Origin of the sequence: Agrobacterium larrymoorei (genome assembly GCF_005145045.1) — a bacterium.
Taxonomy (GTDB): domain Bacteria; phylum Pseudomonadota; class Alphaproteobacteria; order Rhizobiales; family Rhizobiaceae; genus Agrobacterium; species Agrobacterium larrymoorei.
Genome location: NZ_CP039692.1, coordinates 1156388 through 1178957 on the forward strand (window position 1 = coordinate 1156388; position 22570 = coordinate 1178957).

At 58.5% G+C, this 22570-nt stretch carries 20 protein-coding genes; 14 read left to right on the forward strand and 6 right to left on the reverse strand.

The genetic code is table 11. The annotated features are described in order from the left end of the window. Nucleotides 1-16 precede the first annotated feature (16 nt). Nucleotides 17-460, forward strand: a complete 444-nt coding sequence (locus tag CFBP5473_RS19610) for an RrF2 family transcriptional regulator (RefSeq protein WP_027676337.1) — start codon at nt 17-19, stop codon at nt 458-460. Nucleotides 461-468: 8 nt separating this feature from the next. On the opposite strand, the gene CFBP5473_RS19615 is transcribed toward CFBP5473_RS19610, so the two are convergent. Further along, nucleotides 469-999, reverse strand: a complete 531-nt coding sequence (locus CFBP5473_RS19615) for a flavin reductase family protein (RefSeq protein ID WP_027676338.1) — start codon at nt 997-999, stop codon at nt 469-471. Nucleotides 1000-1246: 247 nt separating this feature from the next. Here CFBP5473_RS19615 and CFBP5473_RS19620 point away from each other — a divergent pair, with 247 nt between their 5' ends. The 8 genes from CFBP5473_RS19620 to CFBP5473_RS19655 all read left to right on the forward strand — a co-directional run bounded on the left by CFBP5473_RS19620 (nt 1247) and on the right by CFBP5473_RS19655 (nt 10150). Continuing rightward, nucleotides 1247-2416, forward strand: a complete 1170-nt coding sequence (locus tag CFBP5473_RS19620) for an acetyl-CoA acetyltransferase (protein ID WP_027676339.1) — start codon at nt 1247-1249, stop codon at nt 2414-2416. Nucleotides 2417-2551: 135 nt separating this feature from the next. Beyond that, the gene (locus CFBP5473_RS19625) at nt 2552-3619 is read left to right on the forward strand and encodes a LacI family DNA-binding transcriptional regulator (protein ID WP_027676340.1); all 1068 of its coding nucleotides are present in this window, start codon (nt 2552-2554) and stop codon (nt 3617-3619) included. Further along, on the forward strand, nt 3616-4638 hold the full coding sequence (locus CFBP5473_RS19630) for an ABC transporter substrate-binding protein (RefSeq protein ID WP_027676341.1): 1023 nt from the start codon (nt 3616-3618) through the stop codon (nt 4636-4638). The genes CFBP5473_RS19625 and CFBP5473_RS19630 overlap by 4 nt, the downstream gene beginning before the upstream one ends. A 171-nt stretch (nt 4639-4809) precedes the next feature. After that, nucleotides 4810-5637 carry an ABC transporter permease gene (locus CFBP5473_RS19635; protein ID WP_027676342.1) on the forward strand — a complete coding sequence of 276 codons (828 nt, stop codon included), beginning with the start codon at nt 4810-4812 and terminating at the stop codon, nt 5635-5637. Next, nucleotides 5634-6413 (forward strand): ABC transporter permease, encoded by a 780-nt coding sequence (locus tag CFBP5473_RS19640; protein ID WP_027676343.1) that lies wholly within the window; start codon nt 5634-5636, stop codon nt 6411-6413. Before CFBP5473_RS19635 ends, CFBP5473_RS19640 begins: the two co-directional genes overlap by 4 nt. After that, nucleotides 6406-7431 (forward strand): ABC transporter ATP-binding protein, encoded by a 1026-nt coding sequence (locus CFBP5473_RS19645; RefSeq protein WP_027676344.1) that lies wholly within the window; start codon nt 6406-6408, stop codon nt 7429-7431. Before CFBP5473_RS19640 ends, CFBP5473_RS19645 begins: the two co-directional genes overlap by 8 nt. A 2-nt stretch (nt 7432-7433) precedes the next feature. Then, nucleotides 7434-8360 carry a nucleoside hydrolase gene (locus tag CFBP5473_RS19650; RefSeq protein ID WP_027676345.1) on the forward strand — a complete coding sequence of 309 codons (927 nt, stop codon included), beginning with the start codon at nt 7434-7436 and terminating at the stop codon, nt 8358-8360. Further along, entirely contained in the window at nt 8357-10150 is a 1794-nt protein-coding gene (locus tag CFBP5473_RS19655; protein WP_027676346.1) for an adenine deaminase, read from the forward strand. The genes CFBP5473_RS19650 and CFBP5473_RS19655 overlap by 4 nt, the downstream gene beginning before the upstream one ends. A 125-nt stretch (nt 10151-10275) precedes the next feature. On the opposite strand, the gene CFBP5473_RS19660 is transcribed toward CFBP5473_RS19655, so the two are convergent. Beyond that, nucleotides 10276-11448 carry a M20 aminoacylase family protein gene (locus CFBP5473_RS19660; protein ID WP_027676347.1) on the reverse strand — a complete coding sequence of 391 codons (1173 nt, stop codon included), beginning with the start codon at nt 11446-11448 and terminating at the stop codon, nt 10276-10278. Between the two features lie 144 nt (nt 11449-11592). Between CFBP5473_RS19660 and CFBP5473_RS19665 the strand changes: the two genes are divergently transcribed. Both CFBP5473_RS19665 and ku (CFBP5473_RS19670) read left to right on the forward strand, forming a co-directional pair. Beyond that, nucleotides 11593-12261, forward strand: a complete 669-nt coding sequence (locus CFBP5473_RS19665; protein WP_037171374.1) for a phosphoribosyltransferase — start codon at nt 11593-11595, stop codon at nt 12259-12261. An 82-nt stretch (nt 12262-12343) separates the two neighbouring features. Then, nucleotides 12344-13123 (forward strand): non-homologous end joining protein Ku, encoded by a 780-nt coding sequence (gene ku, locus CFBP5473_RS19670; RefSeq protein ID WP_027676348.1) that lies wholly within the window; start codon nt 12344-12346, stop codon nt 13121-13123. On the opposite strand, the gene ligD is transcribed toward ku (CFBP5473_RS19670), so the two are convergent. Genes ligD through CFBP5473_RS19685 form a run of 3 tightly spaced genes read right to left on the reverse strand, consistent with a single transcriptional unit; the run spans nt 13120 to nt 16707 of the window. Continuing rightward, nucleotides 13120-15597 (reverse strand): DNA ligase D, encoded by a 2478-nt coding sequence (gene ligD, locus CFBP5473_RS19675; protein WP_027676349.1) that lies wholly within the window; start codon nt 15595-15597, stop codon nt 13120-13122. The two genes, ku (CFBP5473_RS19670) and ligD, sit on opposite strands and share 4 nt — an antisense overlap. 3 nt (nt 15598-15600) lie before the next feature. Further along, the gene (gene ku / locus CFBP5473_RS19680; RefSeq protein ID WP_027676350.1) at nt 15601-16434 is read right to left on the reverse strand and encodes a non-homologous end joining protein Ku; all 834 of its coding nucleotides are present in this window, start codon (nt 16432-16434) and stop codon (nt 15601-15603) included. 3 nt (nt 16435-16437) lie between these two features. After that, complete coding sequence (locus tag CFBP5473_RS19685; RefSeq protein WP_027676351.1) at nt 16438-16707, reverse strand: hypothetical protein; 270 nt, start codon at nt 16705-16707, stop codon at nt 16438-16440. A 177-nt stretch (nt 16708-16884) separates the two neighbouring features. Between CFBP5473_RS19685 and CFBP5473_RS19690 the strand changes: the two genes are divergently transcribed. Genes CFBP5473_RS19690 through CFBP5473_RS19700 form a run of 3 tightly spaced genes read left to right on the forward strand, consistent with a single transcriptional unit; the run spans nt 16885 to nt 20132 of the window. Next, the gene (locus tag CFBP5473_RS19690; protein ID WP_027676352.1) at nt 16885-18153 is read left to right on the forward strand and encodes a sugar ABC transporter substrate-binding protein; all 1269 of its coding nucleotides are present in this window, start codon (nt 16885-16887) and stop codon (nt 18151-18153) included. Between the two features lie 12 nt (nt 18154-18165). Continuing rightward, nucleotides 18166-19254: a carbohydrate ABC transporter permease gene (locus tag CFBP5473_RS19695; protein ID WP_027676353.1), complete on the forward strand. Its 1089-nt coding sequence runs from the start codon at nt 18166-18168 to the stop codon at nt 19252-19254. Then, nucleotides 19251-20132 (forward strand): carbohydrate ABC transporter permease, encoded by an 882-nt coding sequence (locus tag CFBP5473_RS19700; RefSeq protein WP_027676354.1) that lies wholly within the window; start codon nt 19251-19253, stop codon nt 20130-20132. Before CFBP5473_RS19695 ends, CFBP5473_RS19700 begins: the two co-directional genes overlap by 4 nt. 33 nt (nt 20133-20165) lie before the next feature. On the opposite strand, the gene CFBP5473_RS19705 is transcribed toward CFBP5473_RS19700, so the two are convergent. Next, nucleotides 20166-22556: an FdhF/YdeP family oxidoreductase gene (locus CFBP5473_RS19705; RefSeq protein ID WP_051441345.1), complete on the reverse strand. Its 2391-nt coding sequence runs from the start codon at nt 22554-22556 to the stop codon at nt 20166-20168. Between the last annotated feature and the right edge of the window lie 14 nt (nt 22557-22570).

The window sequence follows — 22570 nt, forward strand, 5'->3', positions numbered from 1 at the left end:
GAACCGAAAGACGCCAATGCTGACGAAGAAGGGTAAATACGGCCTGAAGGCACTGATCGACCTTGCTGGACTGGGGCAGGGAGAGACGGCGTTCGTCAGCGAAATCGCAACGCGCAACAACATCCCGAAGAAGTTTCTGGACGCCATTCTGCTGGAATTGCGCAATGAAGGCATGTTGCGCTCCAAGAAGGGGCCGGGTGGCGGATATGCGCTCTCCAAGCCAGCCTCCGATATCTATATTGGTCAGGTCATTCGCGCGCTGGATGGCCCGCTTGCGCCCATTCGCTGCGCCAGCCGCACGGCCTTCGAAGCCTGCGAGGACTGTTCGAACCCGGAGGCCTGTCAGGTCAGGCGCTCCATGACGGACGTGCGCGATGCCATGGCCGCCGTTCTCGACAATATGACTCTGGAACAATTCGCCGCCAATACGTCCGATACCGCAGCTGAAAAGACGGCCTGAAACGGGTTTCAGGCCTGAGCGATCTGAACGTATCGCCCCGCATGGTAGAGCAGCGGCAGACCTGCGCCCTGCTCGACGGAAAGCACGCGCCCGATGACGATTGCATGGGTGTGCCGCTCGATCACGTCTTCCACCGCGCAATCGATGACCGCAAGCGCGCCCCGCAGGCCGGAAGCGCCGCTTTCAAGCTCGAACCAGTCGGCGCCCGAATAGCGCTCCGCGCCTTTCAAGCCGCCCACTCCAGCAAAGCGTGAGGCAACCTCTTCCTGCTCTGCCGAAAGAATATTGACGCAGAAATGATTGTAACGGGCGATGATCGGCCAGGTCGAAGACGTCTTGTTGATGTTGACGATCATCGTCGGCGGGTCCATCGAAAGCGCCGTTGCCGAGGTTACTGTTGCCCCGGTACGCTGCGCTCCGGTGCCTGCCGTCACTACACAGACACCGCCTGCAACGGTGCGCATCGCCGCTTTCAATTCACTTGCATCGAAGGAAATTTTTTCACGCTCCTCGTGAAGGTAAGTCACCGTTGCTGTCATCGTGTCACCTTTCAGCGCTTGTCCCGCCCACACTTGAAAGCGTAGCAATGTCGCCGGGCGGCCAATAGCCAAAACATTTCGTTGTTGATGATTTTTATAGAATTATCGTCGTGCAATTGGCGCGGCCACAGATCACGCTTACCGGTGTTAGCAAAAATGCCATTTTCAGCTATCCGTTGCGGAAGGAAATGCTAACCTCCACATAAATGGTGCAGCATGGCGTCAAATCGTGGAGGAGACGATGAGAATGAGCAAGGCGCAGATCGTCGGTTGGGCGCATTCCCCCTTTGGAAAATCCGCATTGGAAAACACCGAGCAGCTTATGGCATCGGTGGTCGGTCCCGCAATCGCGCATGCTGGCATTTCTGCGGAAGATATAGACGGCATCTTCGTCGGCGTGATGAATAACGGCTTTTCGAAGCAGGATTTTCAAGGCGCACTGGTTGCCATGGGGGATGAACGTCTGGCCCATACGCCCGCCGTTCGTTTCGAAAATGCCTGCGCCACCGGCTCGGCTGCGCTTTACAGCGCGATGGATTTCATTGAGGCCGGTCGTGGCCGGATCGCGCTGGTCGTCGGTGCCGAAAAGATGACGGCGCTGCCGACGGCCGATGTCGGTGATATTCTGCTGGGTGCCTGCTACCGCGCCGAAGAGGGCAATATAGACGGCGGCTTTGCCGGCCAGTTCGGGCGCATCGCGCAGGCCTATTTTCAGCGCTATGGAGATCGCTCGGAAGAGCTGGCGATGATCGCCGCCAAGAACCACGCCAACGGCGTCCACAATCCCTTTGCACATATGCGCAAGGATTTCGGCTTCGAGTTCTGCAACACCGTCTCAGACAAGAACCCCTATGTCGCCGCACCGCTGCGCCGGACCGATTGCTCCCTGATCTCTGACGGTGCAGCAGCCATCATTCTTGCGGATGAAGAAACGGCAGCGTCCCTCAACCGGGCGGTGGCGTTTCGGGCAAGAGTGCAGGCAAACGACATTCTGGCGCTCAGCCGTCGCGATCCATTGGCATTCGAGGGCGCGCGGCGTGCCTGGGCGGGTGCGCTGGAACAGGCCGAGGCCACGCTTGACGATCTGTCTTTTGTAGAAACGCACGACTGTTTCACCATTGCAGAACTCATCGAATATGAAGCCATGGGGCTGGCCAAACCCGGCGAGGGGTATCGGGTCGTTCGCGACGGGCTGACAGCAAAAAGCGGTCGCTTGCCGGTCAATCCCTCTGGCGGGCTGAAGGCGAAGGGTCATCCTATCGGAGCGACGGGCGTTTCCATGCACATTATGGCGGCCATGCAGCTTTGCCAGGACGCAGGCGAAATGCAGGTGCCGGACGCTAAGCTCGCGGGCGTTTTCAACATGGGTGGAACGGCAGTCGCCAACTACGTGTCGATCATGGAACGGGTGAAATAAGACACCTCCGGCACATCCTTTGCGGGAGGACTTTCACCGCTTCTCCAATTAATATCTGAAATAACGAGAACGGACTCGACACAGGCCGTCTCGCGCGCTATCCTGCTTAAACGTTTAATCAGGGGCGCAGAGCAGATGGCTTCGCAACGGCCAGCCGCAAACTTAAGTGCTATTGCCGCAGCGCTTGGCGTTTCGGGCGCAACCGTGTCCAATGCTCTCTCCGGCAAGGGACGCGTCTCTGCCGAGTTGACGGAAAAAATCCGCAAAAAGGCTGCTGAACTCGGTTATGTCCCAAGCTCTGCCGGTCGCGCGCTGCGCACGGGCCGCAGTGGCGTTCTCGGTCTCGTGTTGCCAGATATCGCCAATCCTCTCTTTCCGCAGATTGCGCAGGCCATCGAGCAGGCGGCAGCGGATGCCGGTTATGGCGTGCTGATTGCCGACTCTCACGGCGATGTTGCCAAGCAGACCGAAGCGATCAATCGCCTTATCGAACGCGGCGTCGAAGGCATGATCGTCGTGCCGCGCCGCGGCACCCGCATTGCCGATGTCGATTGCCCTGTCGCCGTCATCGACTCGCCATCCACGCCTGGCAACACAGTCGCGGCGGATCATTGGGGTGGTGGGCAGGCAATAGGGCGGCACTTGGCGGGTCTCGGACACGAGAAAGTCGTCATCATCGCCAAGAACCCGGATTCCAACGTGCAGAACGACCGCGTCGGCGGCATCCGCGCCGGGCTTTCCGCTTCTGCAAAAACGGAAACGCTGTGGATCGCGCCGCTGGAGCAGCGCGAGGGCGCGGGCTGCCGTCTTGGTGTTGCAGATAAGGTCGCGCAGGGCTTCACCGCCTTTGCCGCCGTTTCCGATCTGCACGCCCTTCGCGTTCTCACGGAATTGCAGCAGGAAGGCATTAGCGTTCCCGAACAGGCAAGCGTGACCGGCTTCGATGATCTGATCTGGGCACCGGTGGTCACGCCCGCCTTGACGACGATCCGTATGGATATGGCCCGGATTGCCGATACCGCCATAACCGCGCTGGTGCGGGTCATCGATGGCGAAGACCCGCCAGATCGCTCCGCCTCCGGCGGCGTGGTTGCCGATATTTCGAAAGTCGCGATGGAGCTCATCATTCGCCGCTCCACCGCTTCCAATAATCAAAAACAGAACGAAGACAAAACCTCGACAGCAGGAGAACTCACATCATGAAGAAGATCATTCTCGCATCGGGCACGGCGCTGATGCTTTCCATGGGCGTGGCGCAGGCGCAGGACAAGACGCTGACGATTTCCGTCTATGCCTTCGCGCAGGATGAGTTCAAGGAACTCGTCTACACCCCGTTCGAAGCCAAATGCGGCTGCAAGCTGGTGGTCGAAACCGGCAACAGCGTCGAGCGTCTGGCCAAGATGGAAGCCAACAAGGCCAATCCGGTTGTCGATCTTGCCATCGTTTCCATGGCCGACGCGCTCTCCGCTACCCGCAAGGATCTGATCCAGAAGATCGACGCCGCCAAGGTTCCAAACATCGAAAAGCTCTACGACATCGCCAAGGACCCGAATGGCGATGGCATGAGCGTCGGCGTCAATTTCTACGCCACCTCCATCGTTTACCGCACGGACAAGATGAAGATCGACAGCTGGGCCGATCTGCTGAAGGACGGCATCGTCGACCACGTTGCATTTCCGAACGTCACCACCAATCAGGGCCCGCCCGCGCTCTATATGCTCGGCAAGGCCATCGGTAAGGACACGCCTGATCTCGCTGGCGCCATCGAAGCCGTGGGCGAAAAGAAGGACGATATCGTCACCTTCTACGTAAAATCTTCGCAGCTTGTGCAGTTGATGCAACAGGAAGAAATCTGGGCAGCGCCGATTGGCCGCTTCTCCTGGGCACCCTTCACCAAGCTCGATCTGCCGCTGGCATGGGCAACGCCAAAGGAAGGCCAGACGGGCGGCATGAACGTTCTGGTCGTTCCGAAGGGCACCAAGAACGAAGATCTGGCGCTTCAGTTCATGGACTTCTGGCTCTCGACGGACGTTCAGAAGGCGCTGGCCGAAAAGCTGGTGGATAGCCCGACCAACAGCCAAGTGAAGGTTTCCGAGGAGGTGGCGAACAACATCACCTATGGCGATGAAACCGCGCGCAGCCTGCAACTCATCCCGTCTGCCACGACACTCGACAACCGCGACAAGTGGCTATCCGAGTGGAATGCGAAGGTTGGGCAGTAAGTACACGCGAGGCCGCGACGTCGCTCCCTTCCTCAACGTCATCCTCGGGCTTGACCCGAGGATCCACTCACGTCGAAGCTACTTCAACGTGGGCAGATGCTCGGGACAGGCCCGAGCATGACGAGCGGGTAGGTTTCGGACGGCTGACAACGCCGGTCAAAGGATAAGGTAATGTTTCAAAATCGGGCCGAAGCTCTGGCGCTTGCCTTGCCCGCTGCAATCTTTGCGGCGGCGGTGTTTCTCGTGCCGGTGTTCATTCTTCTGTCGGAAGGCTTTCGCACGCCGGATGGGTGGACGCTGCAAGCCTATACGAGCTTCTTCTCGGACCCGCTGAACCAGACGGTGTTTCTGCGCACGCTGAAACTCGGCGCAATCGTTACCGTCGTTTCGGCGGTCATCGGTTATGCGGCGGCCTTCGCCATCGTCAGCCTTCCGCCCGGCTCCAAGGGGCATATGATCAATCTGGTCATCCTGCCGCTGATGATATCGCCTGTTGCCCGTACCTATGCGTGGATCGTCATTCTGGGCCGCACCGGCATCGTCAACGAGGCGCTGAAGGCCGTTGGCCTGACGGATAGTCCCATCCGCATTCTCTTCAGTGAAACCGCCGTCTTCATCGGCCTGCTGCAACTCTTCCTGCCGCTGATGATCATTTCGCTGATCAGCGCGCTTGAAAACATGCCGCGCGATGTCGTTGCTGCATCCCGCGTTCTCGGCGCAAACTGGTTTCAGGTGTTCTGGAAGGTCATCATTCCCCTGACCAAGGAAGGCCTTGTCGTGGGCGGAACGCTGGTCTTCACCGGCTCGCTCACCGCTTACATTACGCCCGCCATTCTCGGCGGCTCCAAGGTGCTGATGCTGGAAACGCTGCTCTACCAGCAGGTTACGGTTTCCAGCAATTTCGTCGCTGCAAGCGTTATCGCCTTCATCCTGATCGTCATGAGCTTTGCCGCCAACATCCTGCTCAAGCGCATCGCAACGGCGAGGAACAATAAATGACCCGCCAACTCTTTATTCCGCTGACACTGCTACTCGTCATCGGCTTCCTCATCGGCCCGTTCCTTATCATCGTCGCCGCGTCCTTTTCGGCAGGCGATACGCTGGCCTTCCCGCCGCAGGGCTTTTCGCTGAAGTGGATCGCCAAGGTCTTTACGGTCGAAAGCTTCCGCGAGAGCTTCGCCATGTCGATGTTTCTGGCCATCGGCGGCACCTTTACGGCGCTGCTTCTCGGCATTCCTGCCGCCTACGCCATGTCGCGTTACAAGCTGCCATTTTCGGAAACCATCCGCACCGTCGTCTCGGCCCCAATCATCGTGCCCGGCATCATCGTCGGTCTGGCGTTGCTGCGATATTTCGTCGTGCCGTTCGGTGTCGGCATTACGCTTGCGCTCTTCCTTGCCCACACGGCGCTGATCCTGCCCTATGCCGTGCGCGTGGTGTCTGCCAGCCTCACCAATCTGCGCTCGGATATAGAAGAGGCAGCGGTGCTGCTCGGCTCGTCGCGGCTTGGTGCCTTCTTCCGCGTCGTGCTGCCCAATATTCGTGGCGGCATCCTGTCGGCCTTCATTCTTGGCTTCGTCACCAGTTTCAATCAGGTGCCGGTGTCGCTGTTCCTGTCGGGGCCGGGCGTTCGCACCCTGCCGATCGATATGCTCGGCTATATGGAAATCGTCTTCGATCCATCGGTCGCCGCGCTCTCCTCGCTTCTCGCTTTCCTGTCCATCGGCATCGTCTTTATGGCCGAACGTTTTCTGGGGTTCTCCCGCTATGTCTGACGCAAAATACCTGTCCCTGCAGAACCTTTCGCTGGCCTATGGCAGCACCATGGCCGTGAAAGACCTGAACCTCGATATCCGCAAGGGTGAGCTTCTCGCCCTCCTCGGTCCCTCCGGCTGCGGCAAGACCACGACGATGCGCGCTATTGCCGGGCTGATGCCGGTTGCCGGTGGGCGGATCGATCTGGATGGTGCCGATATCACCCGCGTCTCTGCCAACAAGCGCGCCGTTGGTCTGGTCTTCCAGTCCTACGCGCTTTTCCCGCACCTCACCGTGTTCGAGAACGTCGCCTTCGGCCTGCGCCTGAAAGGCATGAAGGGTACGCCGCTGGATGAGAAGGTCGCATCCGGCCTGAAATCCGTTGGCCTCTCGAATTTCGCTTCGCGTAAACCGGCAGAGCTTTCCGGTGGCCAGCAGCAGCGCGTGGCACTGGCACGCTCCATGGTCATGGACCCCAAGGTCCTTCTTCTGGATGAGCCGCTCTCCAACCTCGATGCCCGCCTGCGTCTGGAAATGCGCACCGAATTGCAGCGTGTGCAGAAGGCAACGGGCGTGACGATGATTTTCGTCACGCACGATCAGGTCGAAGCGTTGGCGCTGGCTGATCGCATAGTTGTGATGAAGAACGGCGCGATTGAGCAGATCGGTACGCCGGAAGAGATATATAATGCACCCGTCTCATCCTTCGTGGCAGACTTCGTCGGCTTCGAAAACATCTTCCGCCTCGATGGCACAGAGTTGAAGACAGACGCCGGTCGCATAACGCTTTCTGGCCAGGTTCCGAGTACGGCGGGCCTGGCATGGAGGCCGCGCATGGTAACCCTCGGTTCAGGTCCTTTTGAGGGGACCGTGCGCGGCGCGTCTTTCGCAGGCAACACGCGGGAATATCTGCTGGATAGCGCGCTCGGCCCCATCAAGGCCGAGACGGATGCAGCGCTGACGCCGCATGCAATCGGTGACAGGCTGGCCTTCGATCTTCCGGTCGAAAAGGCAGCCAGCCTTTCGGTGTTCAACTGATCATGGGCATCTGGATCGATACTGATATGGGCTTCGATGATATTGCCGCCATTCTGGTGGCAAAGTCGTCGGGCCTTGCGATAGACGGCATTTCTCTGGTCTTCGGCAATGCGCCGCTTGCGCAGGTGCAGCAGAATGCAGCCGGTGCCGCGGCAGCGTTCTCCTGGCATTTTCCCATCCATTCGGGACGCGCCTGCCCGGTGCTGGGAGAGATCGAAACGGCTCAGGTCATTCTTGGCGAAACCGGCATCCCGACGGTTGGCGCGACGCTTCCATTGGTGGAAAATCTGCCCGAAAGCAATGCGTTCGAAGCGCTCTGCCGCTGGCTTTCGGATGGCGACGCTGAAAAGCGGGTCCTCGCACTCGGCCCGCTCACCAATATTGCGGCCCTATGCCTTGCCAGACCCGATCTCGCCAGCCGCATCACCGAACTCACATGGATGGGCGGCGGCGTGACGAGCGGTAACCATACAGCTTCTGCCGAGTTCAACGCCTTTGCCGATCCAGAAGCTCTCGCCATCGTCATCGCTCATGGTCTGCCGTTGCGCATGGTGGATCTCGATCTTTGCCGCAAAGTCACGGCATCGCTTTTAGATGTCGCTCCAATTCGCAACGCCTCCGGCAAAAATGCGGCTTTGGTTGCGGATATGCTGGAAGGCTTCATCAACATCGCCACCAGCCGTGGGCGGCAAGCCATGGCGCTTTACGATCCTTGCGCCGCCGTCGCTTTGGTCGCACCTGAAAGCATCGGCTGGAAACACGCCCGTATCGATGTGGAGTTACATGGTGGCCTGACGCGCGGAAGGACTGTGGTCGAGGCACGCGCGGCCCATGCTGCCCGGTTCAACGCCCATTATGCCGACACAATCGATGCCGACCATGCCAAGAGGATCATCCTCGACGCCCTTCTGGAGGAGGCGAGCCGATGAGCGAAAACCCAATCATTATCGACCGCGATGGAATGAACGACGATGCCCTGCGCAGCCGCGCCGTTGCCGCTGCGCGCGGAGATGCGCCTTTCGACATTCTCATATCAGGCGGCACTCTGGTCGATATGGTGACGGGCGAATTGCGCAAAGCGGATATCGGTCTCGTCGGTCCCCTGATTGCAAGTGTTCATGAGGCAGGCGCACGTAGCGATGCCGCCAGGGTGCTGGATGCGACCGGCGGTTACATTACGCCGGGGCTCATCGATACGCATATGCATGTGGAAAGCTCCATGGTCACGCCTGCCGCCTATGCTGGCGCAGTCGTTGCCAAAGGCGTGACGACCGTGGTGTGGGACCCGCATGAATTTGCCAATGTCCACGGTGTGGACGGCATGTGCTGGGCCACGAGGGCCAGCCGTGGCTTGCCCTTGCGCGCCATCATGCTCGCCCCATCCTGCGTGCCTTCCGCGCCCGGTCTGGAGCAGGCGGGTGGAGATTTCGATGCGACGGCGCTGGCCGAAATTCTTTTCTGGGCAGAAGTCGGCGGCGTTGCCGAGGTCATGAACATGCGCGGCGTCATCGACCGCGATCCTCGTATGAGCGCCATTCTTCAGGAAGGCCTGCTGGCCGACAAGCTGATTTGCGGCCACGCGCGCGGCCTGGCCGGTGCCGATCTCAACGCCTTCATGGCAGCGGGCGTAAGCTCCGATCATGAACTCACCTCGGCAGACGACCTTATGGCGAAGCTACGCGCTGGTCTAACGATAGAATTGCGCGGCTCCCACGATCATCTACTGCCGGAATTCGTGGAAGCGTTGAACAGGCTTGGCCATCTGCCCCAGACGCTGACGCTTTGTACCGATGACGTGTTTCCGGACGACCTGCTGAATGGCGGCGGTTTGGATGATGTCGTGCGGCGGCTGGTGAGATACGGAATGCGCCCACAATGGGCGTTGCAGGCAGCAACCCTGAATGCCGCCGCTCGCCTTCAGCGAAACGATCTCGGTCTGATCGCCGCTGGACGTCGCGCTGATATCGTCGTCTTCGATGATCTTACGCAATTTGCCGCGCGCCATGTTCTGGCAAGCGGAACGCCGGTCGCCGAGCGTGGCAGAATGATCGTGGATGTGGCCGAAATCGACGCCGCGCCACTGAAGAATTCCATGAAGCTGCCGCTTCGCTCGCCTGAAGATTTTCGGGTGAAGAGCAAAGGCAATCGCGTGAAGCTTGCAACCATCGATAAGCCTCGTTTTACACAATGGGGCGAAATCGAAGCAGATGTCATGGATGGCTTCGTCGTGCCGCCTGAAGGTACAACGATGATTTCCGTAACGCACCGCCACGGCAAGGCTGACGCCACCACCCGAACCGGCTTCCTGACCGGATGGGGCAAATGGGAGGGCGCCTTCGCAACGACCGTCTCCCATGACAGCCACAACCTGACGGTCTTCGGCGGAAACGAACAGGATATGGCAATTACCGCCAATGCCGTTATCAAAGCCGGTGGCGGCATGGCCGTTGCATCCAACGGCAAGGTCACGGCAATCCTGCCCCTCCCGCTTTCAGGCCTCGTCTCAGACGCGCCTCTCTCGGAAGTCGCCGCCGGTTTCGAAGCCATCCGCGAGGCCGTAAGCCACATCGTGGAATGGCAACCACCCTACCTCGTCTTCAAAGCCTGCTTCGGCGCGACCCTCGCTTGCAATATCGGCCCGCATCAAACGGATATGGGTATTGCCGATGTGTTGACGGGGAAGGTGATGGAGACGCCGGTCATTGAAGTGTTAGGCTGAGGCGTAGGACCCCTACACCGTCATGCTCGGGCCTGTCCCGAGCATCTGCTACGCTTCCACCTTTTCGACGTGATTAGATTCTCGGGACAAGCCCGAGAATGACGAAAGAGGCAAGCGCTTTCCCTTCAATCCACCGCCAGTTCCTGCTCCACCAGCGTCGTCCAAAACGCCACACCAGACGCAATCGCCTCATCGTTGAAATCATAAGACGTGTTGTGGTGCAACGCGCCGTCTTTTGCCGGGCCGTTGCCGAGCCAGACGTAGCAGCCGGGGGCCTCGCCTGCGAAGAAGGCGAAGTCGTCGCCTGCGGTGGAGGGCGGGAAGGTGGTGCGGGTCTTTTCGCCGAAGACGCTTTTGGCGGCCTTCAGTGCTCGGTGCGTTGCGTCTGCGTCGTTCACGACAGGCGGGATGCGGCGGATGAATTCGTAAGTGGCTTCGATGCCGAACATGGACGCCGTACCCTTGGCGAGGCGACCGATTTCCTCTTCCAGTTGGTCGCGTACCACCGGCGTATAGGCCCGCGCCGTGCCGCCAATCTGGACGAGATCGGGGATGACGTTGAGCGCGTTCGGGTCGCCTGCCTGTATCGAGCAGGCACTGACTACGGCTGGCTGAAGCGGATCGACCACGCGTCCGACGATGCTCTGGAGCGCGCTTAAAAAGCTCCCGGTTGCCGTAATGGGGTCGCGCCCGAGATGCGGCTTTGCGCCATGGGTGCCGACGCCCTTGAAGGTCACGCGCCAGCTATCGGAAGAGGCAAGCTGCGGGCCTTCCACCACAGCCATCTCATCCGTATCGAGACCGGGCATGTTGTGCAGCCCATAGACAGCATCGCAGGGGAAAAGATCGAAGAGGCCGTCTTCCACCATCTTCCTGGCGCCGCCGCGACCTTCTTCGGCGGGCTGGAAAATGAAGTGCACGGTGCCGGAAAAGTTCCTGGATGCAGCAAGCGCGCGGGCGGCACCCAGAAGCATGGTCGTGTGGCCATCATGGCCGCAGGCATGCATCTTTCCGGCGGTTTTCGATTTGTAGGGGCGTTCCGCCAGTTCCGGCATGGCGAGTGCATCCATATCCGCGCGTAGTCCAATGCGGCGCGTGCCGTTTCCGACCTGAAGTGTGCCGACGACGCCCGTCACACCAAGCCCGCGATGCACAGCAATTCCTGCGTCTTGCAGATGGCGCGCAACGATATCGCTGGTCCGTACCTCTTCAAACCCCAGTTCCGGATGGGCATGCAGATCGCGCCGCAGTTCGGTCAGAAAAGGGAGATCGTTTGCGATCAGGCTCGAGGGTTTCATGCGAAGAATTCCTTGGATATTGCGCATGTCATGCGGGCAACCGCTTAACATGTAGATCAGGTGACTTTTCTAGTGCAAAAGCACCTGAGAATAAACGGAATCGATCATGGTTCGGAAAATAATCGAGAGCGAAAGGCCGCGGACATGAAGCCTCACGAATTCTGGCAGCACATCCATGCGCCGCAGAGCTTTCCAGCCAATGGCCCCCATGTCGATTTTTATCCGGTGACTTTGGACGATGGGCGGCAATTGCGTCTGCCAATCCGTCCGCTTGGCGATGGGCAGCATGCGCTTGCCTCGCTCATCGTTAATCAGGCCTCGTTCGAGGTGCTCGGCGTGTTGGCGGATGATCTGGCTGCGAAACTGAAAGCATTCGAACCGGAGATCATCGTCGGATTGCCGACATTGGGCCTGACGCTTGCCAGCGAAGTGGCGCGGCGTCTAGGCCATTCCCGCTATGTGCCGCTTGGGACGTCACGCAAATTCTGGTACTTCGATGAGCTTTCGGTGCCGATGTCCTCCATCACCACACAGCAGGAAAAGCGGCTCTATCTCGATCCGCGTATGCTGCCGCTTCTGGAAGGGCGGCGGGTGGTGCTGGTCGATGACGTGATGTCGAGCGGCACCTCCATCATTTCCGGGCTTTCTTTGCTTGGCGCATCCGGCATCGAGCCGGTCGCTGTCGGTGCGGCCATGCTGCAATCGGATCGGTGGCGGGAAAAGCTGGAAAGCCTAAGCCCGGAATGGCCTGCGCGGGTGCGCGCCGCATTCTCCACGCCGCTTCTGCAAAAGACTGTAGACGGCTGGGTCTGAGCGGGGAACTTCCGGCCCCTTTTTGCGATTAGAAGAGGCTGCTGCAAAGCCGCGCTCTGGTTGTTCGCGTCAAGGAGTTCCCATGCCGAGGCAGACGTTCTGGAAAGGTCATCTGAGATTGTCGCTGGTCACGGCCAAGGTGTCGCTGACGCCTGCGATTTCGCAAAGCGGCAAAATCCGTTTCCACGTCATCAATCGCGAAACGGGAAATCGCGTGGAAAGCCGTTATGTGGACAGTGTCACGCACCGGCCCGTAGCGGACAAGAACCAAGTCAAGGGCTTTCCCAAGGAAGACGGTGATTACGTTCTGCTTGAGGAAGACGAGATCGACGCCGTGGCGCTGGAAAGCACCAGAACAATCGACATTCAGACCTTCGTTCCGGCAGGCTCCATCGACTGGATCTGGTACGACCGCCCGCATTTCCTCAAGCCTGAGGACAAGATCGGTGCCGAGGCTTTCAGCGTCATTCGTGAGGCAATGAAGGCGAACAAGGTGGTTGGCATAGCAAGGCTCGTTCTGTACCGGCGCGAACATGCCGTGCTGCTGGAGCCTTCCGGCAAGGGCATCATTCTCTGGACGCTGCATTACGGCGAAGAGGTGCGCGAGGCGGTCGATACGGTCGACAGTAAGACCAAGGCAGACAAGGAACTGCATGAGGCGCTGGACCGGCAGATCGAGAAGCAGCTGACAGGCTGGAAGCCTTCGCTGGTGCAGGACACCGTGCAGAAAAAGGTCCAGAAGCTCTTGAAAACAAAGGCCAAGGAGCTGCCGAAGTCCAAGGCGAAGAAACCAGCCGCCGCCAAACAGGGCGGCAACGTCATCAATATCATGGATGCGTTGAAAAAGAGCCTTAAAGCCTAACCCGGCAGCGGCTTGGCCGAGGCGAAGAATTTGGCCCAGGGGTCTGTCTTTAGCGCTTTCAAGCGGTTTGGCGTGTTCTTGATAGTGAACTCGGCAGGCCCGGCAATATCGGAAAGCTCCGACCATTCCAGTGGCATCGAGACTGCGGCGCCAGCCCGGGCGCGGGTGGAATAGGGCGCGACCGCCGTGCTTCCGCGACCGTTGCGCAAATAATCCACGAAAATGCGGCCATTCCGTTTGGCTTTCGTGGCGACGGCCAGATATTTATCCGGCTCTGCCTTCGCCATGTCGGTTGCCAGCTTTTTGGCAAACCCCTTCACCTTCGCCCAGCTGGCCTTCGGTTCGAGAGGTGTGACGACGTGCAGGCCTTTGCCGCCGGACGTCTTGACGAATGCTGCAAGTCCCAACGCTTCGAGGCGGGACTTGAGATCGAATGCCGCCTCCACCACCGCAGGCCACGGCACATCGTCAGCGGGATCGAGATCCATGGTGATCATATCCGGCTTTTCCCAGGATTTGGTGGTGGAGCCCCATGGGTGTATTTCCAGCACGGCAGACTGCACCAATGCCATCATGCCATCGAAATCCTTGATCACCACCAGAGGTTCGCCGTGCCTGTCCTTCGGGTCCTTTATCGCGCCGATGGCCTTGTTCATGCCCCGCCACGGGTGCTTCTGAAAAAACGTCTGCCCGTCGATGCCCTCCGGGCAGCGCAGCAATGAAAGCGCGCGGTTGGTGATGTAGGGCTCGATGTGTTCCCAGACCTCGGCATAGTATTCCGCAAGATCCGCCTTGGTGATCTTTTCTTCGGGCCAGTAGAGCCTTTCAGGATGCGTAAATTTCACGCTCGTTTGCGGCTTTTCCGTTTCGGTCACGTTCTCAACCTCTTTTCGGATTTCCTCCGGGGCCTTGTCCTCGCGCAACCCCTGAAAAGAGGCGTGGCGGAGGTTGCCGTCGCCTGACCAACCGCGAAACTCCACCTGCGCCACCAGTTCCGGTTTGACGTAGTGCAGACCCCTCCGCGCGAGCGCTGTCAGCTTTTTTGAGAACGGACTTTCCTCTTGGCTGAGCGGCTTCAGCCTGTCGAAAATCTGCTCGGAAGTCTCTGCGGTAAAGCCGGTGCCGACGCGACCGACATGGCGCAGCTTGCCACCTTCATAAACACCAAGCGCAAGCGAGCCGATTGCCTGATCCGATGCCGAGGAGAGGGTGTAACCGCCAATGACGAATTCCTGGCCGCTGCTGCACTTGGATTTGATCCACTGGCCCTTGCGCCCGGAAACATATTTCGAATTCGCCACCTTGGAGATGACGCCTTCCAGCCCAAGCGTGCAGGCATGCTGAAGCACGCGGTCGCCCTCTTCCTGAAAATGAGCGCTATAGTAAAGAACGGGATCATCGGACGGAAGCAGCTTTTCCAGCAGCGCCTTGCGCTCCAGCAGCTCGGCACTCTGCAAATCGCGGCCATCCAGATAGATCAGATCGAAGGCGTAGTAGCGAAAGCGATCGCTTTTCCCGTTGCTCAAATCAGCCTGAAGAGCGGAGAAATCGGAAACGCCATTCTCTTTCTCGACAACCAGTTCGCCGTCGATGATCGCCGTCTCGACAGGTAGCCGGGTGAAGGCCTCGCGGATTGCATCGCCGAATTTCTCCGTCCAATCGAGGCCGCTGCGGGTCAGCAACACGACCTCGCCTTTCTCGATCCTCGCCTGAATGCGATAGCCATCGAACTTGATTTCGTGCAGCCAGCGGGTCCCTTCGGGGGCGTTGTTTTTCAGGGTGGCAAGAGCAGGTTTGATGAAAGACGGCATGGAGGCCTTGCGGCTTCCTTTCGGAAAATCATGCACCTGCTTTTCGGCTTTGACCGGAGGTTTGCTCTTGGCCGATGTCTCCTTCGAATTCCATGTATCCTGAGGGTTCTTCGCCACATCCTCCAGGCTTCTGCCGGTCTTTACCGAATTGGCGGCCTCCTCGATGATGTCGCTCGTATCGCTGGCTTCATCGTCATGCGCCTTGATCAGAAGCCAGTTCTCGCGCTTCTCCTCCGCCTTGCCCTTCATCCGCACCAGATGCCAGCGGCCCTTCAGCTTTTCGCCGTCAAGCTCGAATTCCAGATGGCCCTTCCGATAGGCCTTTTTCACATCGCCGATGGGAGACCATGTACCGCGATCCCAGACGATCACGGTGCCGCCGCCATATTGGCCCTTGGGAATGATGCCCTCGAAATCCGCATAGCTCAGCGGATGGTCTTCGACATGGACTGCGAGGCGCTTTTCGTTCGGGTCCAGGCTCGGTCCCTTCGTCACCGCCCAGCTTTTCAGAACGCCGTCCATCTCAAGGCGGAAATCATAATGAAGCCTTCGCGCATCATGCTTCTGTACCACGAAACTGTTGCCGGAACTGCCCGCCGCCTCACCTTTCGGCTCCGGGGTTTTGTCGAAACGGCGCTTCTGGTTGTAGGCTTGCAGACCCATCTATCAGCTCGCCTTCTTGCGCTTGGCATTGCCGGACGAGCTGGATTTGCCGGTCTTTTTTTCGGACACGCCAGCGCTTTCACGCAGCGCCTCTCGCAGATCGATTACATTGTCGCGTTTTTCCGGCGCGCGTTTCTTGATCGTCTTGCCCGCAATCTTCGCCTCTACCAGTTCGATGAGCGCGTCGTTATAGCGGTCGCTGTAACTGGCGGGATCGAATTTGCCTGCGCGCTTCTTGATGATGTGTCCTGCAAGATCCAGCATCTCATCATCGAATTCGATATCTGGAATGGTCTTGAAGGCAGCGGCCTGCGAGCGGACCTCGTAATCATAGTTCAAGGTGGTGGCGATGATCGTGTCACCATCGGGCCGGATCAGAACCATGCGGTTGCGGCGGAAGAGAATTGCTTCCGCAAGTGCCGCCACTTTTTTCTCGCGCAACGTCTGTGCCAGCAGGGAGAGTGCTTCGCGATCCTCGTCGGTCGAAGGGGAAAGGTAGTAGGGCTTGTCGAAATAGAGTTTGTCCACCTCGTCGCATTCGATGAAATTCTTGATGCGGATGACCTTGTTGCCGTCCGGCATCAGTTCCGCCAGCTCATCCCCTTCAACGATCAGGTGGTCGCCATTATCGAGCTCGTAGCCTTTGACCTGATCATCCCGCTCCACCTTGTCGCCGGTTTCGCTGTCCAGATATTGCCGCTCCACCCGGTTGCCCGTTTTGCGGTTGATGATGTTGAAGGAGATTTTCTCGGAGGATGAGATCGCAGTGTAGAGTCCTACATCACACTGAAAATCAGCGAATTTGATGCTACCTCTCCACACGGCTCTCGGTGCCATTACTCAGCTTCCTCTTGAGTTTCCTGATTTGGTTTGCTCGCGGTCTATGATGCGCTCCACCGCAACGACGTCTTCCTGCGAAAACACCGGAACGGGGTCGGATGCCATGGCTTCCAGAACATCCGGCGAAAGCCCGCCGTGGCGCGCGACCCACTCCATGGCCTCGCGCGTTTCCCGCTCTGCTTTCAGCTGCGCGTAGAGCGCGACGATCAGCCGGTCGCGTGCATCGGGTTGATGATCCTGAACATGTCTGCTTTTCGCGCTATGTGCCATTCTGCTTAAATTCGGCATCGGAGCGAAAGTTCCGCATGGGCAGCGGTCCCGCTGTTTCCAGAGGTTTCTGTCCGGCTTCGGACCGACTTTCGAAAATTTCGCATCCCTGAGGAGGAACTTTTTTCGGGAACAATCTGTAGATGTTGAAGTTACCTCCTCTCAGGAGGAGGACTGTTTATGAAAAAGAAAGCTATTTCGTTCGGCGCAACCGCTGCCGCATCGGTATTGTTTTCCACATTCGCATCGGCTCAAACCGCGCTTACCATGTGGTATCATGGCGCTGGCAATGTTGAGGAACGCAAAATCCTGACCGGGGTGATCGACGATTTCAACGCGTCTCAATCACAGTGGCGCGTCACGCTCCAGGAATTTCCTCAAAGCGCCTATAATGAATCCGTTACCGCTGCCGCACTTTCCAACAAGCTCCCGGATATTCTCGATGTGGATGGGCCGAACATGCCCAACTGGGTGTGGTCCGGTTACCTCCAGCCTTTGAAGATCGATGAAGCAAAGATCGCGAACTTCCTGCCCGGCGCTGTCGGAAAGTGGAACGATAAGCTCTATTCCGTGGGATTGTGGGATGCCGCGGTTGCGGTCTTTGCCCGCAAGTCTGTGCTGGACGAGAATGGTATCCCCATTCCCACGCTCGATAAGCCCTGGACCGGCGATGAGTTCAACGCGGCACTCGAAAAGCTGCAGGCGAGCGGCAAGTTCGAATATGCCATCGACCTCGGCATGGCCGACAAGACGGAATGGTACAGCTATGCCTTCAGCCCCTTCCTTGAAAGCTTTGGTGGCAGCCTGATCAACAAGGATGGCTACCAGACGGCAGAAGATGCGCTAAACGGCGATGATGCCGTCAAATTCGGTGAATGGTGGCAGTCACTCTTCGAAAAGAAGCTCGCCCCCGGCACCTCCCAATCCCCTGCCGATCATGAAACTGGCTTCCTTGAGGGCCGCCACGCCTTGCAATGGATGGGCAACTGGGTTGCGGTAAAGGCGTTGGAGAAATACGGAGACGATCTTCTCTTCCTGCCAGCACCGGATTTCGGCAAGGGCCCGAAGATCGATGCCGGATCGTGGCAATTCGGCGTTTCAGCTACCAGTCAGCATCCTGATGGCGCATCCGCCTTCATCGAATTCGCCATTCAGGACAAATATCTGGCGCAGTTCTCCGACGCCATCGGGCTGGTCCCCGCAACCTCTTCCGCTGCGCAGATGACGAAGAATTACAAGAAGGGTGGTCCGCTGGAAGTGTTCTTCGAACTTTCTAAACGGCAGGCAACGCTTCGCCCGGTCACACCGGCCTATGCCTTCATCTCGCCGGTCTTCGCCAAAGCGATTTCGGATATCGCCAATGGCGCGGATGTGGCGGACACGCTGGATAATGCGACGGACGAAATCGACAACAACATAGAGCGCAACGGCGGTTACAAGCCCAAGTAGGGGGAGTAGCCTATGTCTCTCTTCACGCAACAGGAAAAGCTGACCCGCAACAGCGCGGCGGGTTGGCTGATGGCCGCACCGGCAATCCTCCTCATCGGCCTGTTCCTGATCACGCCGTTCCTGCTCGGTCTCGGCTTTTCCTTCACCAACCAGCGGCTGACCTCGCCCAACCCGACGGAATTCGTGGGCACGGAGAACTACACCCGCCTTCTGGGCGTGGGTGTGCTGACACTTGAACCGGAGCGTGAAGACGATGGCAGCATCAAGCGGGATGACGATGGGGAAATTTCCTATCCGCGCATTCGCAATTTCACCCGCAACAATGCCGATTATCCGCATCTCGATGGCATGCGCGAATATAAGAATTTCGGTTGGGGCGAGAACCGGATCGTCATTCTCGCACGCGACGTGGTGTTCCTGACGTCGCTGGTCAACACGATGTCATTCGTCATCGTCGTTGCCCCGGTTCAGGCGGCGCTTGCGCTGTTTCTGGCGCTGCTCGTCAACCAGAAGATACCCGGCGTCACCATTTTCCGCGCCATCTATTTCATGCCGGTGGTGCTGTCGGTGGTGGTGGTGGCCCTGCTCTGGCGCTTCATCTATGCGGCAGATAACGGGCTTCTGAACAGTCTCCTCAGCTATATGAGTTTCGGATTGTTCCAGCCGGTGGACTGGCTGGGCCGAACCGATACGGCGCTTTGGGCCATTCTCGTCATGTCCGTCTGGCAGGGCGTCGGCTTTCATATGGTGATCTGGCTTTCCGGCCTGCAAACCATTTCTCCAAGTCTCTACGAGGCTGCGGATATTGAAGGTGCCAACCGCTGGCAGAAATTCAGCATGATTACCTGGCCGCTTTTGCGCAACACGGCGGTCCTCATCATCATAGTCATCACGATGCAAGCCTTTGCTTTGTTTGCCCAGATCGACGTGATGACCAAGGGAGGTCCGCGCGATGCAACACAGAGCGTGGTCTATCAGGCGGTGGAGCGAGGGTACAGGCAGCAGGATATTGCGGCGGGTTCCGCTATCTCGGTCATCCTGTTCCTCATGGTCCTCTCCATCTCACTGGTGCAGCGATACATCACACGGGGGAAGGCATGATGCAGGCCGGTCGTCATAAATCGCCGCTTTTCCTCGTGCTCAATTATGCGGTGATGATCGCCTTTGCGGCGGTCTTCATTCTGCCGCTGCTCTTCATGGGATTTTCCTCGCTCAAACCCAATGACCAACTGCTGCGCGACGCGACATCCATGCGGGCTTTCCTGCCAGTCGGCGATCTGTCACTGGATAATTACGCGGCAGCTTTCGCGCGCGCGCCAATCGCCACCTTCATCTTCAATTCGGTGCTCGTCACATCGGTTACGGTGTTTCTGGCACTGATCCTCGGATCGCTGGCTGCCTTTGCATTTACGTTTCTAAACTGGCGCGGCAGGGACGTGCTGTTTTCCGTCATTCTCGCCACCCTGATCATTCCATTCGAAACCATTGCGGTGCCGCTGCTTCTGGAGGTGAACAACCTTCCGTGGCTCGGCCTGAACGGTTTCACATGGGGCTGGCTCAACTCGTGGCGGGTGCAGATCATTCCATGGATTGCCGATGGGTTGACGATTTTCCTGTTCGTCCAGTATTTCAAGGATCTTCCCAAGGAATTGCTGGAGGCGGCGCGGATCGATGGCGCCGGCTGGTTCAGGATTTACGCGCAGGTCGTCATGCCGCTCAGCGGCCCGGTCATCGCAACCGCAGCCATCCTGAAATTCCTCGTCATGTACAGCCAGCAATATCTCTGGCCACTCCTTGTCACGCAGTCGGAAACCTATCGCCCGGTCATGGTGGGGCTGCAATATTTCTTCCAGCTGAACACACCTTGGGGCGAGGTGATGGCTTACCTCACCATCATCACCATTCCCGTGCTGATCTTCTATCTCTGCCTGCAACGGCTGTTCATCTCCAGCATCGCAGCGAGCGGCATCAAAGGTTAGGCCGTTTCCTGTTGGGGAAACGGCCTCGTCCACTCAAATCGCCGATGCGGTGACCGAGACAGGCAGGAACTTATAGGCCGGTGTCTTGGATTTCGGATCGTGGTGATCCAGCGGAAAGAGCGGATTGGTTTCCGGATAATAGGCCCCGCAACTGCCTTCGGGAATATTATAGGCAATGATGATGAAGCCATGCACAGCGCGGCGCGAGGCCTCGTCTATGGCGGTCACGATGTCGACTGCCATCCCATCCCGAAGGCCGAGTTTGGCGATGTCGTTGGGATTCATGAAGATGATCTTTCTCGAACCGTGAACGCCACGAAAGCGGTCGGCATAGCCGTAAATCGTGGTGTTGTACTGGTCATTGGAGCGCAGGCTCATCAGGTAAAGCGGCTTGGAGGACGACGGCTGCTCATCCACTGGAAACAGCTTTGCAGGCGTCAGGAAGTTCGCCTTGCCGGACGAAGTGACCCATTTGCGCTCGCGCGCGGGCAGCGGCCTGCTCATGCCGCCGGGCTGGAAGGCACGCGTGTTGAAGCCCCGGAAGGTCTCGGGGTAAGTGAGTTCGATGGCGTTGCGGACCATGGAGTAATCCGCCACCCATGCGTCCCAAGGTACCTTGCCCGTGGTCAGCGTCGCCTTGGCAAGCCCCGCAACAATGGCCGGTTCAGACAGCAGCATATCACTGATTGGCGCGACCTGACCCTTCGATGCATGGAAATGCGCAAGAGACGATTCCATCGTCACATGCTGCTCGCCACCCTGCTGTCGGTCCACTTCCAGACGCCCAAGACAGGGCAGAAGATAGGCGATCTCACCATGCAGGACATGGCTTCGGTTGAGCTTGGTCGCGATCTGCACCGAAAGGCGCATCTTTCTCCAGGCAGGCTCCATCGTATCGGTATCGGGAATGGCGCGCAGAAAGTTGCCCCCAAGACTGAGGAATGCCTTTGACTCGCCGCTCAAAATGGCCTGACAGGTTTCCACCGTCGAATGCCCCATCTCGCGCGGCGGCGTGAAATGATAAAGTTCGCCAAGCTTGTCGAGCGGAACGAGGTCGGGCTTTTCGGAGATGCCGACCGTCCTCTGCCCCTGCACGTTGGAATGTCCACGAACAGCACAGATATTGGCACCGGGCTTGCCGATATTGCCGCGCAAAAGCGCCAGATTGGCAATCATATGCACGTTTTCGACGCCCATGACATGCTGGGTGATGCCCATACCATAACAGATCAGAACAGCGTCGGACTCGGCATAGATTTTGGCCGCTTCCTCGAGGTCGGCGCGCTTGAGACCGGAATATCGCTCGATATCTTCCCAAGAATGCGCACGGGCCGCAGCGGCAAATTCTTCGAAGCCCTGCGTATGGTCTTCAATGAAAGTATGGTCGAGAACATGCTTGTTTTCCGCTGCCGCGATAGATGACGCGAAAGCAACGGCCGAGGCATTGTCAGGATCTTCCGGCTTCGTATCGCCCTGGTTGATCGGGCTTGGGGCGAGACCATGCAGAACATCATCCGCCTCGATCAGCGCTTTGGCGATCCCGAAAATCGCCGCAATGTCACCGCCATTGCGAAGCTGGTAGTAGCGCGACGAGATATGGGTGGAGCCGGGCGTCAGCATCTCGGTTGGAGATTGCGGGTTGACGAATTCCTCGAGGCCCCGTTCCCGAAGCGGGTTGAAGGTCACGATCTTGACGCCGCGCTTCACCGCGTCCTGCAATTCGTGCAGAAGCCGGGGGGAGGAGGTGGCAACGTTCTGGCCGATGTAGAAGATACAGTCGCAGTTCTGAAAATCCGACAGGACAGCGGTTCCGACAGAAGCGCCTATGCTTTCCGGCAGGCCGACGGATGAGCTTTCGTGGCACATGTTCGAACTGTCCGGCAGATTGTTCGTGCCATAGATGCGGGCGAAAAGCTGCCACATATAGGATGTTTCGAGCGAAGCCCTGCCGGAAACATACATCTCGACCTGTTTCGGATCGAGCGCGCGCAATTCGCGGCCAATCTCATCGAAGGCCTCTTGCCATGTCACCGGCACATATTGATCCAGCGCCGCATCCCAGCGCATCGGATGTGTCAGGCGGCCAACGGCTTCCAGATCGTGGTCGCTCCAGCTCTCCAGTTCAGTCAATGTGTGATGGGAAAAGAATTTCGGGTCCGCTGTGCGGGATGTCGTCTCCCAAACGGTCGCCTTGGCGCCATTCTCGCAGAACTCGAAGGGGTGAGGCTTGGCGGGTTTAGCCCAGGCGCAGCTGACGCACATGGCACCGCCATGCTTGTTCTGGGTCATCAGAACTTTCGGAGCACGGGTCGCGGCATTCTCGCGAACCAGATACTCCGTCACGGATTTCGCAGAGCCCCATCCTCCGGCGGGCGCATTGTAAGGTTTGACTGTCAGCTTGGTATCGTTTTCGGACCGTTTCATTTTCATCTCGTCGG

Excerpts from the sequence above, each read along its gene's own strand:
- CFBP5473_RS19610 (WP_027676337.1), top strand. The coding sequence starts at position 17 with ATGCTGACGAAGAAGGGTAAATACGGCCTGAAGGCACTGATCGACCTT.
- CFBP5473_RS19615 (WP_027676338.1), bottom strand. The coding sequence starts at position 999 with ATGACAGCAACGGTGACTTACCTTCACGAGGAGCGTGAAAAAATTTCC.
- CFBP5473_RS19620 (WP_027676339.1), top strand. The coding sequence starts at position 1,247 with ATGAGCAAGGCGCAGATCGTCGGTTGGGCGCATTCCCCCTTTGGAAAA.
- CFBP5473_RS19625 (WP_027676340.1), top strand. The coding sequence starts at position 2,552 with ATGGCTTCGCAACGGCCAGCCGCAAACTTAAGTGCTATTGCCGCAGCG.
- CFBP5473_RS19630 (WP_027676341.1), top strand. The coding sequence starts at position 3,616 with ATGAAGAAGATCATTCTCGCATCGGGCACGGCGCTGATGCTTTCCATG.
- CFBP5473_RS19635 (WP_027676342.1), top strand. The coding sequence starts at position 4,810 with ATGTTTCAAAATCGGGCCGAAGCTCTGGCGCTTGCCTTGCCCGCTGCA.
- CFBP5473_RS19640 (WP_027676343.1), top strand. The coding sequence starts at position 5,634 with ATGACCCGCCAACTCTTTATTCCGCTGACACTGCTACTCGTCATCGGC.
- CFBP5473_RS19645 (WP_027676344.1), top strand. The coding sequence starts at position 6,406 with ATGTCTGACGCAAAATACCTGTCCCTGCAGAACCTTTCGCTGGCCTAT.
- CFBP5473_RS19650 (WP_027676345.1), top strand. The coding sequence starts at position 7,434 with ATGGGCATCTGGATCGATACTGATATGGGCTTCGATGATATTGCCGCC.
- CFBP5473_RS19655 (WP_027676346.1), top strand. The coding sequence starts at position 8,357 with ATGAGCGAAAACCCAATCATTATCGACCGCGATGGAATGAACGACGAT.
- CFBP5473_RS19660 (WP_027676347.1), bottom strand. The coding sequence starts at position 11,448 with ATGAAACCCTCGAGCCTGATCGCAAACGATCTCCCTTTTCTGACCGAA.
- CFBP5473_RS19665 (WP_037171374.1), top strand. The coding sequence starts at position 11,593 with ATGAAGCCTCACGAATTCTGGCAGCACATCCATGCGCCGCAGAGCTTT.
- ku (WP_027676348.1), top strand. The coding sequence starts at position 12,344 with ATGCCGAGGCAGACGTTCTGGAAAGGTCATCTGAGATTGTCGCTGGTC.
- ligD (WP_027676349.1), bottom strand. The coding sequence starts at position 15,597 with ATGGGTCTGCAAGCCTACAACCAGAAGCGCCGTTTCGACAAAACCCCG.
- ku (WP_027676350.1), bottom strand. The coding sequence starts at position 16,434 with ATGGCACCGAGAGCCGTGTGGAGAGGTAGCATCAAATTCGCTGATTTT.
- CFBP5473_RS19685 (WP_027676351.1), bottom strand. The coding sequence starts at position 16,707 with ATGGCACATAGCGCGAAAAGCAGACATGTTCAGGATCATCAACCCGAT.
- CFBP5473_RS19690 (WP_027676352.1), top strand. The coding sequence starts at position 16,885 with ATGAAAAAGAAAGCTATTTCGTTCGGCGCAACCGCTGCCGCATCGGTA.
- CFBP5473_RS19695 (WP_027676353.1), top strand. The coding sequence starts at position 18,166 with ATGTCTCTCTTCACGCAACAGGAAAAGCTGACCCGCAACAGCGCGGCG.
- CFBP5473_RS19700 (WP_027676354.1), top strand. The coding sequence starts at position 19,251 with ATGATGCAGGCCGGTCGTCATAAATCGCCGCTTTTCCTCGTGCTCAAT.
- CFBP5473_RS19705 (WP_051441345.1), bottom strand. The coding sequence starts at position 22,556 with ATGAAACGGTCCGAAAACGATACCAAGCTGACAGTCAAACCTTACAAT.